At 74.4% G+C, this 16,301-nt stretch carries 15 protein-coding genes; 6 read left to right on the top strand and 9 right to left on the bottom strand.

Annotated elements, in window-relative coordinates:
- Positions 1-152: 152 nt before the first annotated feature.
- Positions 153-1,778, bottom strand: coding sequence for a chaperonin GroEL (groL, locus tag ACFXGA_RS01340; protein WP_378083204.1), 1,626 nt, complete (start codon positions 1,776-1,778; stop codon positions 153-155).
- Between the two features lie 82 nt (positions 1,779-1,860).
- A complete protein-coding gene (gene groES, locus ACFXGA_RS01335; protein ID WP_033428811.1) occupies positions 1,861-2,154 on the bottom strand; it encodes a co-chaperone GroES in 294 nt (97 codons plus the stop codon).
- Positions 2,155-2,380: 226 nt separating this feature from the next.
- Here groES and ACFXGA_RS01330 point away from each other — a divergent pair, with 226 nt between their 5' ends.
- Positions 2,381-3,898 carry an alkaline phosphatase D family protein gene (locus ACFXGA_RS01330; RefSeq protein ID WP_378083202.1) on the top strand — a complete coding sequence of 506 codons (1,518 nt, stop codon included), beginning with the start codon at positions 2,381-2,383 and terminating at the stop codon, positions 3,896-3,898.
- 33 nt (positions 3,899-3,931) lie between these two features.
- Here ACFXGA_RS01330 and ACFXGA_RS01325 read toward each other — a convergent pair whose 3' ends face one another.
- Positions 3,932-4,792 (bottom strand): NAD(P)-dependent oxidoreductase, encoded by an 861-nt coding sequence (locus ACFXGA_RS01325; RefSeq protein WP_378083201.1) that lies wholly within the window; start codon positions 4,790-4,792, stop codon positions 3,932-3,934.
- 92 nt (positions 4,793-4,884) lie between these two features.
- Here ACFXGA_RS01325 and ACFXGA_RS01320 point away from each other — a divergent pair, with 92 nt between their 5' ends.
- Complete coding sequence (locus ACFXGA_RS01320; RefSeq protein ID WP_378083199.1) at positions 4,885-7,875, top strand: BTAD domain-containing putative transcriptional regulator; 2,991 nt, start codon at positions 4,885-4,887, stop codon at positions 7,873-7,875.
- Between the two features lie 64 nt (positions 7,876-7,939).
- Here the strand turns inward: ACFXGA_RS01320 and tsaD are convergent, their stop codons facing one another.
- From tsaD to tsaB, 3 genes are read right to left on the bottom strand one after another with little or no spacing between them, the layout of a single operon-like run.
- Positions 7,940-8,992, bottom strand: coding sequence for a tRNA (adenosine(37)-N6)-threonylcarbamoyltransferase complex transferase subunit TsaD (gene tsaD / locus ACFXGA_RS01315; RefSeq protein WP_378083198.1), 1,053 nt, complete (start codon positions 8,990-8,992; stop codon positions 7,940-7,942).
- Positions 8,985-9,428 carry a ribosomal protein S18-alanine N-acetyltransferase gene (rimI, locus tag ACFXGA_RS01310; protein WP_378083380.1) on the bottom strand — a complete coding sequence of 148 codons (444 nt, stop codon included), beginning with the start codon at positions 9,426-9,428 and terminating at the stop codon, positions 8,985-8,987. Before rimI ends, tsaD begins: the two co-directional genes overlap by 8 nt.
- 11 nt (positions 9,429-9,439) lie before the next feature.
- Positions 9,440-10,114, bottom strand: coding sequence for a tRNA (adenosine(37)-N6)-threonylcarbamoyltransferase complex dimerization subunit type 1 TsaB (gene tsaB / locus ACFXGA_RS01305; RefSeq protein WP_378083196.1), 675 nt, complete (start codon positions 10,112-10,114; stop codon positions 9,440-9,442).
- 72 nt (positions 10,115-10,186) lie between these two features.
- Between tsaB and ACFXGA_RS01300 the strand changes: the two genes are divergently transcribed.
- Genes ACFXGA_RS01300 through ACFXGA_RS01285 form a run of 4 tightly spaced genes read left to right on the top strand, consistent with a single transcriptional unit; the run spans position 10,187 to position 13,431 of the window.
- Positions 10,187-10,558: a MerR family transcriptional regulator gene (locus ACFXGA_RS01300; protein WP_378083194.1), complete on the top strand. Its 372-nt coding sequence runs from the start codon at positions 10,187-10,189 to the stop codon at positions 10,556-10,558.
- Positions 10,546-10,851: a thioredoxin family protein gene (locus tag ACFXGA_RS01295; protein ID WP_378083191.1), complete on the top strand. Its 306-nt coding sequence runs from the start codon at positions 10,546-10,548 to the stop codon at positions 10,849-10,851. Before ACFXGA_RS01300 ends, ACFXGA_RS01295 begins: the two co-directional genes overlap by 13 nt.
- 34 nt (positions 10,852-10,885) lie before the next feature.
- Positions 10,886-12,211 carry an acyl-CoA synthetase gene (locus ACFXGA_RS01290; RefSeq protein ID WP_378083188.1) on the top strand — a complete coding sequence of 442 codons (1,326 nt, stop codon included), beginning with the start codon at positions 10,886-10,888 and terminating at the stop codon, positions 12,209-12,211.
- On the top strand, positions 12,208-13,431 hold the full coding sequence (locus tag ACFXGA_RS01285; protein WP_378083185.1) for a carboxyl transferase domain-containing protein: 1,224 nt from the start codon (positions 12,208-12,210) through the stop codon (positions 13,429-13,431). The genes ACFXGA_RS01290 and ACFXGA_RS01285 overlap by 4 nt, the downstream gene beginning before the upstream one ends.
- A 19-nt stretch (positions 13,432-13,450) precedes the next feature.
- Here the strand turns inward: ACFXGA_RS01285 and tsaE are convergent, their stop codons facing one another.
- From tsaE to alr, 3 genes are read right to left on the bottom strand one after another with little or no spacing between them, the layout of a single operon-like run.
- Positions 13,451-13,909: a tRNA (adenosine(37)-N6)-threonylcarbamoyltransferase complex ATPase subunit type 1 TsaE gene (gene tsaE / locus ACFXGA_RS01280; RefSeq protein ID WP_378083183.1), complete on the bottom strand. Its 459-nt coding sequence runs from the start codon at positions 13,907-13,909 to the stop codon at positions 13,451-13,453.
- Positions 13,906-15,009 (bottom strand): alpha/beta fold hydrolase, encoded by a 1,104-nt coding sequence (locus ACFXGA_RS01275; RefSeq protein WP_378083181.1) that lies wholly within the window; start codon positions 15,007-15,009, stop codon positions 13,906-13,908. The genes tsaE and ACFXGA_RS01275 overlap by 4 nt, the downstream gene beginning before the upstream one ends.
- Positions 15,006-16,118: an alanine racemase gene (gene alr, locus ACFXGA_RS01270; protein WP_378083178.1), complete on the bottom strand. Its 1,113-nt coding sequence runs from the start codon at positions 16,116-16,118 to the stop codon at positions 15,006-15,008. Before alr ends, ACFXGA_RS01275 begins: the two co-directional genes overlap by 4 nt.
- Between the last annotated feature and the right edge of the window lie 183 nt (positions 16,119-16,301).

The raw sequence follows: 16,301 nt of genomic DNA, 5'->3' as shown, positions 1-16,301 counted from the left end.
CGCTGCGCCCCGCCGAACGCGCGGGAGGGGCGACACCTCGCGGGTGCCGCCCCTCCCGTACGCCGTGCTCCGGGACCTCGACCCGAGGTCCGCGGCCCGGTGCGAGACCCACGACCGGGACCCACCGCCCCGGCCGCGGCCTCGACCGGCTCTCAGTGACCGTGCCCGTGCCCGTGCCCGTGACCGGCCGCCGCGGCGGGCTCCTCTTCCTTCTTCTCCACGACGGCGCTCTCCGTGGTGAGCACCATGCGGGCGATGGAAGCGGCGTTGGTGACCGCGGACCGCGTCACCTTGACCGGGTCGATGATCCCGGCCTCCAGCAGGTCGCCGTAGGACAGGGTGGCGGCGTTGAGGCCGAAGCCCCAGTCCTGCTCGCGCACCTTGTTCACCACGACCGCGCCCTCCAGGCCCGCGTTCGCCGCGATCCAGAACAGCGCCGAGCCGAGGGCCTCGCGGACGATCGCGACACCGGTCGCCTCGTCGCCGGACAGGCCGAGCCCGCCGTCGAGCACCTTGGCCGCGTGCACCAGGGCCGAACCGCCGCCGGGCACGATGCCCTCCTCGACCGCCGCCTTGGTCGCCGACACCGCGTCCTCGATGCGGTGCTTGCGCTCCTTCAGCTCGGTCTCGGTGGCCGCGCCGACCTTGATCACGGCGATGCCGCCGGACAGCTTGGCCAGCCGCTCCTGCAGCTTCTCGCGGTCCCAGTCGGAGTCGGTGGCCTCGATCTCGCGGCGCAGCTGCTCCGCGCGGGCCGCGACGTCGGCCTTGGTGCCGCCGCCGTCGACGATGGTCGTGTTGTCCTTCGACACCACGACCCGCCGGGCGGTGCCCAGCACGTCGAGGTTCGCCTCGGACAGCTTCAGGCCGACCTCGGCCGAGATGACCGTGGCGCCGGTGACGACGGCCAGGTCGTCCAGGAACGCCTTGCGGCGGTCGCCGAAGTACGGGGCCTTGACCGCGACCACGCGCAGCGTCTTGCGCAGCGCGTTGACGACCAGGGTGGACAGCGCCTCGCCCTCGACGTCCTCGGCGATGATGACCAGCGGCTTGCCGGCCTCGGCGACCTTCTCCAGGATCGGCAGCAGGTCGGCCAGCGCCGAGATCTTCTCGCGGTGCAGCAGAATGCGGGCGTCCTCGAACACCGCCTCCTGGGCCTCCAGGTCGGTCGCGAAGTGCGCCGACACGTAGCCCTTGTCGAACTGCACGCCCTCGGTGATCTGCAGCTCGGTGGCCATCGAGGAGGACTCCTCGACGGTGATCACACCGTCCTCGCCGACCTTCTCGATGGCTTCGCCGAGCAGGGCGCCGATGGACTCGTCGCGGGACGAGACGGTGCCGACCTGGGCGATGTTGTCGCGGCCCTTGACCGGGGTGGCCTTGGCCTTGAGGGCGTCCACGACGGCCTCGGCCGCGGCGTGGATGCCGACGCCCAGCGACATCGGGTTCGCGCCCGCCGCCACGTTGCGCAGACCGACCCGCACCATGGCCTGGGCCAGCACGGTCGCGGTGGTGGTGCCGTCGCCGGCCACGTCGTTGGTCTTGGTGGCGACGCTCTTGGCGAGCTGCGCGCCCAGGTTCTCGAACGCGTCGTCCAGCTCGACCTCGCGGGCGATGGTCACACCGTCGTTGGTGACCGTCGGCCCGCCGAACTTCTTGTCGAGCACGACGTGCCGCCCGCGCGGACCGAGGGTCACCTTGACCGTGTCCGCGAGCTTGTTCACACCGCGCTCGAGCGCCCGACGAGCGTCCTCGTCGAAGCTGATCTGCTTGGCCATTACCTACGCCTCTCTCGATGCGAAACGCCCCGGGAAGCCCCGGGAAGGGGTTCGCCGGGGCGCCTTGCGTGTCAGCCGAGCGTCAGTTGATGACGGCCAGCACGTCGCGGGCGGAGAGGATCAGGTACTCCTCGCCGTTGTACTTGACCTCGGTGCCGCCGTACTTGGAGTAGATGACGACGTCGCCGACAGCCACGTCCACGGGGACGCGGTTGCCCTTGTCGTCGATCCGGCCGGGGCCGACCGCGAGGACCTTGCCCTCCTGGGGCTTCTCCTTCGCGGTGTCCGGGATCACGAGGCCGGAAGCGGTCGTGGTCTCGGCCTCGCTGGCCTGGACGACGATCTTGTCCTCGAGCGGCTTGATGTTCACGCTCACCGGGCTGACCTCCACGGTCGTCGAAAGCGTTGGCAGGTTGCGTTACGGCTCCTGCCACCCCGCCGTCGCGGGGGTCGGGGCGGTTGCTGGTGCCGTGCATCTAGCACTCTACCCACGCGAGTGCCAACGCTTCAACGACCCCCCGGCACCGGCCGGGTGAAGTCGTCCACTCGTGTCACACCGCCGTTCACCTGGTCGCCAACCCGATCCGCCACGGTGTCGTGCCATGACCACCGTGACCCGACGTTCCCTGCTCATCGGCGGCGCGGCCGGTGTGGCCCTCGCCACCACCGGCGCGGGCTCCGCCAAGCTCGGCGACCCCTTCACCCTCGGCGTGGCCTCCGGCGACCCGAGTTCCGACGGCATGGTGCTGTGGACGCGCCTGGCCACCTCCCCGCTGAACGAGGACGGCCTCGGCGGCATGCCCGACCGGGTCGTGCCCGTGCAGTGGGAGCTGGCCGAGGACGAGCGCTTCCGCCGCGTGGTGCGGCGCGGCGTGGCGGCCGCCCGCCCCGAGTCCGCGCACAGCGTGCACGTGGAGACCTTCGGCCTGCGGCCCGGCCGCGAGTACTTCTACCGGTTCAAGGTGGCCAACCACCTGTCGCCGGTCGGCCGCACGCGCACCACGCCCGAGCCGTGGGTGCTCGGCCAGGACCTGACCATGTGCTTCGCGTCGTGCTCGCACTACGGCGAGGGCTACTTCACCGCGTACCGGCGGCTCGCCGAGGACCACCCGGACGTGGTCCTCCACCTGGGCGACTACCAGTACGAGTACGCGGCCAAGGCGGCGGACGTGCGCACCGTCGTCGGCCCGGAGACCCGCACGCTGGCCGACTACCGGCTGCGGCACGCCCAGTACAAGACCGACGAGGACCTTCAGTTCGCGCACTCGGTGGCGCCGTGGGTCGTGGTCTGGGACGACCACGAGACCGAGAACAACTGGGCCGACGAGGTGCCCGAGCAGCCGGACCCGGACTTCCCCGCCCGGCGCGCCGCGGCGTTCCAGGCGTACTACGAGAACATGCCGCTGCGCCGCGGCGCCCGGCCCAACGGCATCGACATGCAGCTCTACCGGCGCGTGCAGTGGGGCGGCCTGGTCAACTTCCACATGCTCGACACCCGCCAGTACCGCGACGACCAGGCGTGCGGCGACGGCTGGAAGACCTGCGCCGACGCCGGGCTGCCCACCCGGACGATCACCGGCGCGGCCCAGGAGGCGTGGCTGCTCGACGGGTTCCGCCGGTCGCGGTCGCGGTGGGACGTGCTCGGCCAGCAGGTGTTCTTCGCCGAGCGCGACCGCAAGGACGGGCCGGAGAAGGAGCTGTCGATGGACTCCTGGGACGGCTACCTGGCGTCCCGCGACCGGGTGACGCGGGGCTGGGTCGACGCGAAGGTCCGCAACGCGGTCGTGCTCACCGGCGACGTGCACGCGGCCTACGCCGCCGACATCAAGGCCGACTGGAACGACCCGGCGTCGTCGCGGACCGTGGGCACCGAGCTGGTGTGCACGTCGGTCACCTCCGGCGGCGACGGCAACGACACGGTGGACCAGGTGCAGCTGCGCAACAACCCGCACATCAAGCTGCACAGCAGGCGGCGCGGGTACGTGCGGACCAGGTTCACCGCGCGGGAGCTGCGGGCGGACTTCCGGGCGCTGCCGTACGTGCGGACGGCCGGGGCGGAGGCCACGACGCTGAAGTCGTTCGTGGTCGAGGACCGCAACCCCGGCCTGAACCCGGTCTGACCGCACCGGGAGCCGGCCCCGGCCGGCTCCCGGTCACCCCCGCAGGACGTTGATCAGGGCGGTCCAGCTGTCCTTGCCGTGCCCCGCCGCGACGGCGCGGTCGTAGAGGGACCGGACCGCCTTGGGCAGCGCGGTGTCGATCCCGGCGGCCTCGCTCGCGCCCACGACGTGCGCCGCGGTGGCGCCCATCATGGCCGCGTTGGCGAGGTCGCCGGGGTGCTCGCCGGAGTCGACGTGCCGCGCGGTCTCCTCGACGTACATCGACAGCGTGGACAGGTTGTCCACGAGGTAGGGCGCGTACCGCTCGGCCGTCACTCCCGCCGACTTCGCCAGCGCGATGCCGTGCAGCATCCCGGCCAGCGCGGTCAGGAAGACGTCGAGCTGCGCCTGGTACAGCAGTTGCGCGAGGCCGTGGTCCGCGCCGAGGTAGTCCGGCCTGCCGAGCACCGCGAGCGTGTCGGCGCACCGGTCGAACACCTCGCGCGGGCCGCTGTAGAACACGTACGCCGCCGGGTGGCCGACCATCTCGGCGTTCGCCATGACGCCGCCGACCAGCAGCTCCGCGCCCCTCCCGGCGAGCGCGGCGGCGGCCTCGCGGGTCCGGTCGGGCGTGTCCGAGCCGAGGTTGACCACGACGCGGCCGTCGAGGTCCACCCCGTCGAGGACGGCGTCCGCGGCGGCGTAGTCGGTGAGGCTGAGGACCAGCAGCCGGTTCGCCGCCACGGCGTCGGCGGCGGTCGCGGCACGGGTCGCGCCCAGGGCGACGAGGCCGTCGGCGCGGGCGGGCGTGCGGTTCCATACCGTGGTCGGGTGACCGGCGTCGAGGAACCTGCGGACCATGGCCTGCCCCATCGGGCCGAGGCCGATCACGGTCAGCGGGGTCTTGTCGCTCATGCGTTCTCGCTCCTTCGTGTCGCTACCACGGTCGTCAAGGCCGCGCACGGTCCGCTGGGGATCCGCTGGGGTCCGCCGGTTACGGTCCGTGCGTGAGATTCGGGGTGTTGGGGCCGCTGGGGGTGTGGACGGCGGGCGGCGAGGCGGTCCGGGTGCCGGAGGCGAAGGTGCGGCTGCTGCTGGCGGACCTGCTCGCGCACGAGGGGCGGCCCGTCCCGGCGGACCGGTTGGCGTTCGACCTGTGGGGCGACGAGCCGCCCGGCAACCCGGTGAACACGTTGCAGACCAAGGTCTCCCAGCTGCGGCGGGCGCTGGAGGCGGCGGAGCCGGGCGGGCGGGAGCTGGTCGCGCACGGGCCCGCCGGGTACTCGGTGCGGGTGGACGCGTCCACTGTGGACGTTCTGCGGTTCCGGGAGCTGGTGGCGGGCGGGCGGCCCGGCGAGGCGCTGGCGCTGTGGCGCGGCGAGCCGCTGGCGGAGTTCGCCGACGCGCCGTTCCTCGCGCCGATCGTCGCGCGGTGGCAGGAGGAACGGCTGTCAGCCGTGGAAGATTTCGCTGGATCGAGTGAAATCGACCTGGCGACGGAGGTGGCGCGGCACCCGTTGCGCGAACGGTTGCGCGCCCTGCACATGAAGGCCCTCTACCGGGCCGGTCGGCAGGTGGAGGCCCTGGAGAGCTACGCCGGGCTGCGCCGGCTGCTGGCCGAGGAGCTGGGCCTGGAACCGGGGCCCGAGCTGGTCGCCCTGCACCGCGCGATCCTGGACCACGACCCCGCCCTCGGCCCCGTCACGTCGGCGCGCACGAACCTCCCCGTGCCCGTCACGGACCTGGTCGGCCGGGACCAGGCGGTGCGGGACCTGTGCGAGCTGCCCCGGCACGCCCGGCTGGTGACGCTGACCGGTCCCGGCGGGGTCGGCAAGACGAGCCTCGCCCTGGAGGTCGCCCGGCGGGTGTTGGTGGTGGACGGGGTGTGGCTGGTCGAGCTGGCGGGCGTGGGCCGGCCCGAGCAGGTGGTGACCGCGGTGGCCGACGCGCTGGGCGTGCGCGAGGACGCGTCCGGCGCGGCGCTGGTGGAGGCGTTGCGCGACCGCGAGGTGCTGCTGGTGCTGGACAACTGCGAGCGGCTGGTCGAACCGGTCGCCGCGCTGGTGTCCCGGCTGCTGCGGGCGCTGCCGGGGCTGCGGGTGCTGGCCACCGGCCAGGAACCGCTCGGCCTGGCGTTCGAGGTGGTGTGGGCCGTGCCGCCGCTGGACGTGGCGGACGCCGTGGAGCTGTTCGCGGCCCGCGCCGCGGCCGCCGCGCCGGGCTTCGCGGTGACGCCGGCGAACGCGGCGGTGGTCGAGGCGATCTGCCGCCGGCTCGACGGGTTGCCGCTGGCGCTGGAGCTGGCCGCGACGCGGGTGCGCGGCCTCGGCGTGACCGCCTTGCTGGACCGGCTCGACGACCGGTTCCGGCTGCTGGACCGGGGCCACCGGGACGCGCCCGCCCGGCAGCGCACGCTGCGCGCGATGATCGACTGGAGCTGGGACCTGCTGGGCGACGCCGAGCGAGTCGTGCTGCGGCGGCTGTCCGTGCACGTGGACGGGTGCGCGCTGGACGCCGCCGAGGCCGTGTGCGCGGGCGGTGGCGTGGCCGCCGACGAGGTGCTGGACGTGCTCACCCGACTGGTCGACCGGTCGCTGGTGGTGGCCCCGGAGCACACCGGCGAGCCGCGGTTCCGGCTGCTGGAGTCGGTCGCCGACTACGGGCGGGAGCGGCTGCGCGAGGCGGGCGAGCTGGACGCCGTGCGGGCCGCGCACGCGGCGTTCCACCTCGCGCTGGCCGAACGGGCGGACGCGGAGCTGCGCGGGCCGCGGCAGCTGGAGTGGCTGCACCGGCTCGACGCCGACACGGCGAACCTGCGGGCCGCGCACGACGCCGCGGGCCCGGCCGACGCGGCCCGGCTGAGCCGCGCGTTGACGTGGTACTGGTTCCTGCGCGGCCGGCTGCGGGAGGGGCGGCGGCTGATGACCGCGACCGACCCGGTGACGGTGGCGTGGCGGACCGGGTTCGGCCTCCTGCTGGGCGAGCCGGCCGAACCGGCGGCGATCTCGGGCACGGCGGGCATCGCGGACCCGGCGCAGCGGGCGCGGGCGCGGTGGTTCCTGGGCTACGCGCTGTCCACCGTGGGGGACATGCCCACCGCCGAGGAGCTGACGGGGCAGGCGTTGGCGGCGTTCGAGGAGTCGGGCGACCGGTGGGGCGTGGCCGCCGCGCACAGCGACCGGGTGAGCCAGGCGCTCGCGCGCGGCCGGGTGGACGAGGCGCGGGCGTCGGCCTCGCGGTCGGCCGAGCTGTTCGCGGCGCTGGGCGAGCGGTGGGGGCAGTTGAAGGCGTCGTTCGGGTTGGGCGTGCTGGCGCAGCTGTCCGGGGACAACGCGCGGGCGGAGGCCGTGCACCGGGACGGGCTGCGGGTGGCCGAGGAGCTGCGGTCGTGGCCGGAGGTGTCGTACAAGCTGTCCTGGCTGGGCCGGGTCGCGTTGACCGCGGGCGACCACGCGAAGGCGCGTGAGCTGCACGAACGTGCCCGTCGGGTGGCGGCGGAGCACGGGTTCTCGCCGGGTGAGGTGTACGCGGAGACCGGGTTGGCGCTGGGCGCGCGGCGGGAGGGCCGACTGGCGGCGGCCGAGGCGCACTGGGAGCGGCTGCGGCCGTGGTACCGGCAGGTCGGGTTCGAGGCCGGCGCGACGTTGATGCTGGCGGAGCTGGGGTTCGTGGCCGAGCTGCGCGGTGACGCGGCGGGGGCGGGGGAGCTGCACGCGCGGGGGTTGGCGTTGGCGCGGCAGGTCGGCGACCCGCGGGCGGTCGCGTTGGCGTTGGAGGGGCTGGCGGGCGCGCGGGCGCTGGCGGGTGACGCGAAGACCGCGGCCCGGCTGCTGGGGGCGGCGACGGCGGCGCGCGCGTCGGTCGGCGTGCCGCTGCCGCCCGGGGAACGCGGTGACGTGGACCGGATCGAGGCGGCGGCGCGTGCCGCCCTGGGCGGGCCGGTGTTCGCCGCGGCGTTCGACGCCGGGCACGCCGAAGGGCTGGACGTGCCGTTCTGAGCGTTCAACACGGGTGTTCGGAACGCAGGACACGCGCGTTCCGGACGTAGGACACGCGCGGGGGTCAGAGGATCTGGACGGTGCCCACGGGCAGGCCGGGGGTGGTGGAGAGGTCCAGCGCGGAGGGCTTCGCGCCGGCCGCGACCAGGTGCGCGCCCAGGGCCGCGATCATCGCGCCGTTGTCGGTGCACAGCCGGGGGCGCGGGACGCGCAGCTCGATGCCCGCCTCGGCGCACCGCTCGGCCGCCAGACCGGACAGGCGCGAGTTCGCGGCCACCCCGCCGGAGATCACCAGCGTGTCCACGCCCAGGTCCCGGCACGCCCGGATCGCCTTGGCGGTCAGCACGTCGGCCACCGCCTCCTGGAACGACGCGGCCACGTCGGCCAGCGGGATCTCCTCGCCCGCGCGCTCCCGCTTCTCGACCCAGCGCGCCACCGCGGTCTTCAGGCCCGAGAACGAGAAGTCGTACTTGGCGTCCCGCGGCCCCGTCAGCCCGCGCGGGAACGCGATCGCGCAGCCGTTGCCCTGCTTGGCGAGCCCGTCGATCGGCGGACCGCCCGGGTAGGGCAGGTCGAGCAGCCGCGCCACCTTGTCGTACGCCTCGCCCGCCGCGTCGTCCACGGTGGAGCCGAGCTCGGTGATCTTCTCCGCCAGGCCCTCGACCAGCAGGAGCTGCGAGTGGCCGCCGGAGACGAGCAGCGCCACGCACCGCTTCGGCAGCGGGCCGTGCTCCAGGGTGTCCGCGGCGACGTGGCCCGCGAGGTGGTTCACGCCGTAGAGCGGCTTGTCCAGCGCGGCCGCGTACGCCTTGGCCGCCGACACGCCGACCAGCAGCGCGCCCGCGAGCCCCGGACCGGCGGTGACGGCGATCGAGTGCACGTCGCGCAGCGCGATCCCGGCCTTCTCCACCGCCCGGCGCATGGTGGGCACCATCGCCTCCAGGTGCGCGCGGGACGCCACCTCGGGCACGACGCCGCCGAAGCGGGCGTGCTCCTCGACGCTGGACGCGACCTCGTCGGCGAGCAGTTCCAGCGACCCGTCCGCGCCGAGCCGGACGATGCCGACGCCGGTCTCGTCGCACGAGCTCTCGATACCGAGGATCAGCCGGTCAGTCACGGTTCGCGGGCCTTCCCATCGTGTACGCGTCGGCGCCCGACGGCTGGTAGTAGCGGCGGCGGACGCCCAGGTGCTCGAAGCCGTGCGCCAGGTAGAGGTCGATCGCCCGCGCGTTGTCCGTGCGGACCTCCAGGAACACCGGCAGCCCCGCCTCGTCGGCCTTGGCCAGCAACGCGCGCAGCAGGGTCCTGCCCACGCCCGTGCCCTGGTGGTCGGCCACCACGGCGATCGTGTGCACGCTCGCCTCGAAGTCGGTCAGGCCCAGCCCGGCGTACCCGATCAGCGCGCCGTCGAGGTACGCGCCGACGTAGAAGTTGCCGTGGTCCAGCTCGCTGCGGAAGGCGTTCTCGCTCCACGGGTCGTCGCCCGGGAACAGGTCCTGCTCGATCTGCGCGCACCGCGCCGCGTCCTCGTGGCGCAGCGGCGCGATCGTCACGGTGGGGGAACTCACGCCCTGGTCACCCGCTTGCGGCCGACCGGCTCCACGGCGTCGGGCCGGCGCAGGTAGAGCGGGGTGAGCGCGGCCGGGCGGGCGCCGGCCAGCAGCTCGGCCGCCGCCGCGGCGACCAGCGACACCGGCTGGGGGTGGCGCGCCTCGACCAGCGGCAGGCCGAGCACGTCGGCGTACAGCTCCGCGCCCTCGCCGGCGGCCGCGGCCACCGCGGGCAGCTTCGCCACCAGGTCCGCGGGCCGGTCCACGTGCGGGCCGTCGGTGCGCCGGCCGGCCGCGTCGTAGGCCGCCCAGTACACCTCCTTGCGCCGGGCGTCGGTGGCGACCAGGAGCGGCTTGCCGGTGGCGGCGCCCAGCGCGATCGCGTCCGGCGTCGGCACCGGGTAGACGGGCCGGTTCAGCGCCTGGCCCAGGGCGGCGGCCGTGACCAGGCCGACGCGCAGGCCGGTGAACGGCCCCGGGCCCGAGCCGCACACGATCGCGTCGAGGTCGGACAGCCGGCGCCCGGCCTCGGCGAGCGCTTCCTGCAGGTGCGGGGTGAGCAGCTCGCCGTGCGCCTTCGCGTTCACCGTCACCCGCTGGGCGAGCAGCCGGGGGGGCGAGTCGGGGGTCAGGTCCACCACGCCGGCCGTGACGGCCGGAGTGGCGGTGTCCAAGGCGAGCACCAGCACAACTGACAAGGGTATCGGGTGGCGTGGGCAACACTTGTGTTGACGTCAACGTCAAGTCGGAGGATCGGGGACGTGCGCATCGGAGAACTGGCGCGGCGGGGTGGCACGACCACCCGGGCGCTGCGCTACTACGAGTCCCTCGGCCTGCTGCCCGCCCGGCGCGGGCCCAACGGGCAGCGGGAGTACGACGAGGACGACCTGAGGCTGGTGGCGGAGATCCGGTCGCTGGCCGGCATCGGGTTCGCCCTGGAGGACACCCGGCCGTTCGTCGAGTGCCTGCGCGAGGGCCACACCACCGGCGACTCCTGCGCGGAGTCCGTCGAGGTGTACCGGCGCAAGCTGGCCGAGCTGGACGACTGCATCGCCCGCCTCCAGGCGACCCGCGACCAGGTGCGCGCGCAACTTCAGGACGCCGAGCAGAGGAGCGGACCGTGCGGACGCTGACCGACGACGAGTTCACCGAGGCCACCCGGACGGGCACCGTCCTGGTCGAGTTCCGCGCCGACTGGTGCGGGCCGTGCCGGATGCTGGAGCCGGTGCTGGACGAGCTGGACCGCGAGCGCGACGACCTGACCGTGGTCAAGGTCGACACGGACGCGAGCCCGCGCACCGCCCGCGACCAGCGGATCATGTCCGCGCCGACGCTCCAGCTCTACAAGGACGGCGAGCTGGTGGCACAGACCGTGGGCGCTCGGCCGAAGATCCACCTGATGGCGTGGCTCGAACCACACTTGTGATGCGCACGACGACGGATGAGGTCACTGTTGGTGGATGCTGCTGCCGGCGCTGGCCTCTCCGTCGTCGAAGATCGCCCTGCGGTTCCCCGAGCGGGAGCTGACGTACGAGCAACTGGCCCGGGAGGCGCGCGCGGTCGCGCACGGGCTGGTCGGCAGGCGGCGGGTGGCGGTGTGGGCGCGGTCCACCCCCGAGACGTGCGTGGCCGTCGTCGGCGCGCTGCTGGCCGGCGTGCCGGTGGTGCCGCTCAACCCCAAGGTCGGCGAACGCGAGCTGGCGCACATCCTCGCCGACAGCGCGCCGGACCTCGTGGTGGACGACGAGCTGCCGTCCGGTCCGCCGGTGGAGCTGCCCGAACCGGACGGCGAGGCGCCCGCGCTGATCGTCTACACGAGCGGGACGACGGGACCGCCCAAGGGCGTGGTGCTGCCCCGGCGGGCGCTGGCGACGAACCTCGACGCCCTGGCCCGCGCGTGGGCGTGGACCGCGGACGACGTGGTGGTGCACGGCCTGCCGCTGTTCCACGTGCACGGGCTGGGCGTGGGCGTGCTCGGGCCGTTGCGGCGCGGCGGGACCGTGCACCACCTCGGGTCGTTCAGCGTGCCGAAGGCCGCGGCGGCGTTGCGGGACGGCGGCACGATGCTGTTCGGCGTGCCCACCATGTACCACCGGATCGCCGCCGAACCCGAGCACGCCGAGGCGTTCGGGCGGGCCCGGCTGCTGGTGTCGGGCTCGGCCCCGCTGCCCGCGGCCGTGCACGAGCGCATCGAGCGGCTCACCGGGCAGCGCGTGGTCGAGCGGTACGGCATGACCGAGACGTTGATGAACACCAGCGTCCGCGCGGACGGCGACCGGCGGCCCGGCACCGTCGGGCTGCCGCTGGACGGGGTCGAGCTGCGGGTCGTCGGCGACGAGCCCGGCGAGATCGAGGTGCGCGGGCCGAACCTGTTCCTGGAGTACCTGAACCGGCCGGACGCCACCCGGGAGGCGTTCCGCGACGGCTGGTTCCGCACCGGCGACCTGGCCGTGGTCGACCCGGACGGCTACGTGCGGATCGTCGGCCGGCGCGCCACGGACCTGATCAAGAGCGGCGGGTACAAGATCGGCGCGGGCGAGATCGAGAACGCGTTGCTGGAGCACCCGTCCGTGGCCGAGGTCGCGGTCACCGGCGAGCCGGACGACGACCTGGGCGAACGGGTCGTGGCGTGGGTCGTCGCCCGGGGCGAGGCGCCGGCGCCGGAGGTGCTGAGCGACCACGTGGCCAGGCTGCTGTCACCCCACAAGCGGCCCCGCGTGGTCCGGTACCTGGACGCGTTGCCGCGCAACGACATGGGCAAGGTGCTGAAGCGGGAGCTGCGGTGAACCCACTGGGCTGGCCGGGCTACGAGGAGCAGCTCCGGCGGGCGCGGGAGCGGACCGGCGGCGAGGAGTCCGTGACCTGGCGGCGGGGTCCGCGCGCGGTGGAGGTCGTGTTCGACTTCCGGTTCCTCGGCGGCTCCGTGGGCACGGCGACCGGCGCGGTGATCGAGGAGGCGTTCACCGAGGCGCGGGCGGCGCGGCTGCCCGTGGTGTCGCGGATCGCCACCGGCGGCAGCCGGATGCAGGAGGGGATGCTGTCGCTGCGGCAGCTCCAGCGGGTCGCGCGGCTGTGCGCGGAGCACCGCGCGGCCGGGCTGCCGCACGTGTCCGTGCTGCGCGACCCCACCACCGGCGGCCTGTGGGCGTCGCTGGGCGCGGGCGCCGACGTGGTCGTGGCGGTGGCCGGCGCGCAGGTCGGCTTCGCGGGCAGCCGGGTGCGCCCCGTGGACGACCCCGCGTACACCGCCGAAGGCCAGTTCGCGGCCGGCACGGTGGACCTCGTCGTCCCGCCCGAGGACGTCGACGCGACCGTGGCGACGGTCCTCGCCCTGCTGGCCCGCGCCGACACCGCGCCCGCCGAGGTTCCCCGTGCGCTGGGGGCCGGGGACCTGCCGGCGGACGGGTGGAGCGCCGTGCGGCGGGCACGCGCCCCGGAACGCCCCCGTGCGGCGGCCTACCTGGACGACTACTTCGACCTGCGCGTGCCGCTCGGCGGCGACCGGGCCGGCGGCGTGGACCCCGGGATGCTGTGCGGCATCGGGCGGCGGGCAGGGCGGGCGATCGCGTACGCCGCGCAGACCGGCGCCGCCACCACGCCCGCCGGGTTCCGCACCGCCGCGCGGGTGATCCGGTTGGCCGGGCGGTTCGGGCTGCCGGTGCTGACGCTGGTGGACACGCCGGGCGCGGCGAACGACCCGGCGGCGGAGCGGGCCGGGGTCGGCGCGGCCATCGCGGACCTGTTCGCGGCCGTCGCCGAGGCCCCGGTGCCGATCACCACGCTGGTCGTCGGGGAGGGCGGGTCCGGTGGCGCGCTGGCGCTGTCGTCGCCGGAGCGCACGTGGATCGCGCCGGACGCCTACTTCTCGGTGATCGCGCCGGAACTGGCGGCGGCGATCCTGAAGCGGGACGACGTGCGGCGGCTCGCGGACGATCTCCGGTTGAGGCCGCAGGACCTGGTCGAGTTGGGCGTGGTTCGCGGGATCGCGGAGCCGGGGAGCGCCTGAAAGCGTCCTCGCCCCCGGATCAGGCGGGCAACTCCCGGTCGACCCACGCCCCGTGCGGGTGCAGGTGCGCGATCCGCACGTCGTCGTCCCGCCGTTCCAGCCTGATCAGCAGGTGGTCCTCCGACAACCGCTCCGCCGCGCCCTCGCCCCACTCGACGGCCACCACGGCATCCACCAGATCCGTGTCCAGGTCTAGGTCGTCCAACTCGTCCAGGTGACCACCGATCCGGTACGCGTCCACGTGCACCAACGGCACACCGCGACCACCGGGCGCGGGCTCGTGGACGCGCGCGATCACGAACGTCGGCGAGCTGACCCGGCCCGCCACGCCCAACCCGTCGGCCAGGCCGCGCACCAGCGCCGTCTTGCCCGCGCCCAACGGGCCGGACAGCAGCACCAGGTCACCGGCCCGCACCAGACCACCCAGCCTGCGCCCGAACTCCTCGGTGTCGTGCACCTCGGGGAGCGTCACGCTCACGCTCGTCGCCACCACTGCCGCCCGCTTCCCGACCGTTCGGCGGCACTGCGCCGAACCAGTCCGACCAGGTGCCCGGTGACCAGGTCGGGTTGTTCCAACATGAGCATGTGGCCCGCCCCCGGCACGCGGACCAGTTCGCCGTGCGGCATCTCCTCGGCCATCCGCTCGGCGTGCGAGAACGGCGTCAGCCTGTCCGCGTCCCCGCTGATCACGAGCACCTCGCAGTGCCGCAGGCCGGCCAGCGCCTTGTAGCGGTTGTGCGTGCCGAGCGTCTCCAGGAACTCGGTGAGCACCTGCACCGTGGTGCTGTTGATCATCTTGGCCATCAGGTCGACCAGCGACGGGCTGACCGGGCCGCTGCCGAACGCCAGCGCCCGGATCCCGCTCCACGTCAGCGTGGACGCGCGCCGCCGCACCCACTCCACCAGCCCCGGCTGGAGGCCGGCGAGCCGACCCACGCCCAGCGTCACCGGGTTGTAGCGCGACAGCACCGACTTCGGCAGGCCCGCGCCGCCGACCGCGCCGGCCGCCGTGCCGACGAGCGCGACGCCGCGCACCCGGTCGGCGAACAGCTCCGGCCGCTGCTCCGCCAGCGCCATGATCGTCATGCCGCCCATGGAGTGGCCGACCAGCACGAGCGGGCCGTCGGGCGCGACCGAGCGGATCACCGCGTCGAGGTCCCGGGCGCACTGCTCGATGGTGCTGCCCTCGGCCGTGGACCGGCCCGACCGGCCGTGGCTGCGCTGGTCGTAGAGCACCTGGCGGACCCGCGGCCCGGTGAGCGCGGCCAGGTCGCGGCGCTGGAAGTGCCAGCAGCGGCGGTCCAGGGCGAAACCGTGCACGAGGACGACCGTGACCTCGGGTTTCCCGCCGTCGTCCGGGTCGACCTCCTCCGTCGACAGCGGCACGCCGTCGTCCGCCGCGACGGTGGACTCGCGGGTCGGGGTGAGGCGGCCCAGCGGTTCGTCGGCGAGCGGGTCGGCGAGCAGGCGGTCGTGCGAGACCTTCTTCTGGTTGGCGGCCACGCCCACCGCGACACCGGTCGCGGCGGCGCCGAGGATGCCGCCGGCCCAACCGACGGCCTTCCACACCGTGTTCACCAGCGTGTCCCCACGTACTTCCGGGTGACACGCGGTCGGTACATGCCGGTGACGATCTCGTAGTCGATGGTGCCGGTCTTGTCGGCCCACTCGCGGGCCGTCGGCTCACCGCGGTCGCCCGCGCCGAACAGCACGACCTCGTCGCCCTCGACCACCGCGTCGTCGCCGCAGTCCACCACGACCTGGTCCATGCAGACCCGGCCGACGACCGGGCGGCGACGGCCGGCCAGCCAGACGTCCATGCGGTGGGAGAGGCTGCGCGGCACGCCGTCGGCGTACCCGACGGGCACCAGGGCGAGGGTCGTGTCGGTGGTCGCGGTCCAGCTCAGGCCGTAGGACACCGACTCACCGGCCGGGATGCGCTTGACCAGGGCGACCGAGGACCGGAACGTCATCACGGGGCGCAGGTCGGTCGGCGCCGGCACGGGGTTCAGGCCGTAGATCGCGATGCCCGGCCGGACCAGGTCCAGGTGCAGGTCGGGGCGCGTGAGGAGGGCGGCCGAGTTGGCGATGTGCCGGCGCGGGTCCAAGCCCGCGGCGAGGGCTTCGCGGTAGGCGTCGTCGAAGCGCTCGGCCTGGGCGTCGGTGGCCCGGTGGCCGATCTCGTCCGCCACGGCCAGGTGAGACCAGATCGAGTGAACTTCGACGTTGTGGGTCTTGGCGGCCCGCTCGACCAGCTCCGGCCAGTCGGCGGCCGGGCACCCGTTGCGGGACAGGCCGGTGTCGATCTTGAGGTGGACGCGGGCCGTCCGACCGGCCTTGTCCGCCGCCGCCGAGATCGCCTCCAGCTGCCCGAGGGAGGACGCGGCCAGGTCGACGTCCTGCTCGACGCCGGGCGCGTAGTCGGTGCCGGGCGGGTCGAGCCAGGCGAGGATGGGCGCGGTGATCCCGGCCGCGCGCAGCGCGAGGGCTTCGGCGAGGGAGCAGGAGCCCAGCCACGTCGCGCCCGCCTCCACGGCCGCTCTGGCCACCTCCACCGCGCCGTGCCCGTACCCGTCCGCCTTGACGACGGCCATCGTGTCGGCGGTCGGCGCGAGGGCGTCGAGGTGGGCGACGTTGTGCCGGAGGTTGTCGAGGTCGATCACGACCTCAGCGCGAGGAGCAGCCATAACGCCGTTCATGGTGACACAACCACCCCACCCTCGATCGCGCGTGTCCTACGTCCGGAACGCGCGTGTCCTACGTCCGCGTACCCCGAGTTGAACGCTCGGAACGCGGCCGCTGCACCTGAGCGTTCAACTCGGGTGTTCCGAACGTAGGACACGCGTGACGCGAACGTAGGACACGCGGGG

It is taken from the genome of Actinosynnema sp. NPDC059335 (assembly GCF_042752395.1).
Classification (GTDB): domain Bacteria; phylum Actinomycetota; class Actinomycetes; order Mycobacteriales; family Pseudonocardiaceae; genus Actinosynnema.
This window is presented reverse-complemented; position numbering and strand designations above follow the sequence as displayed.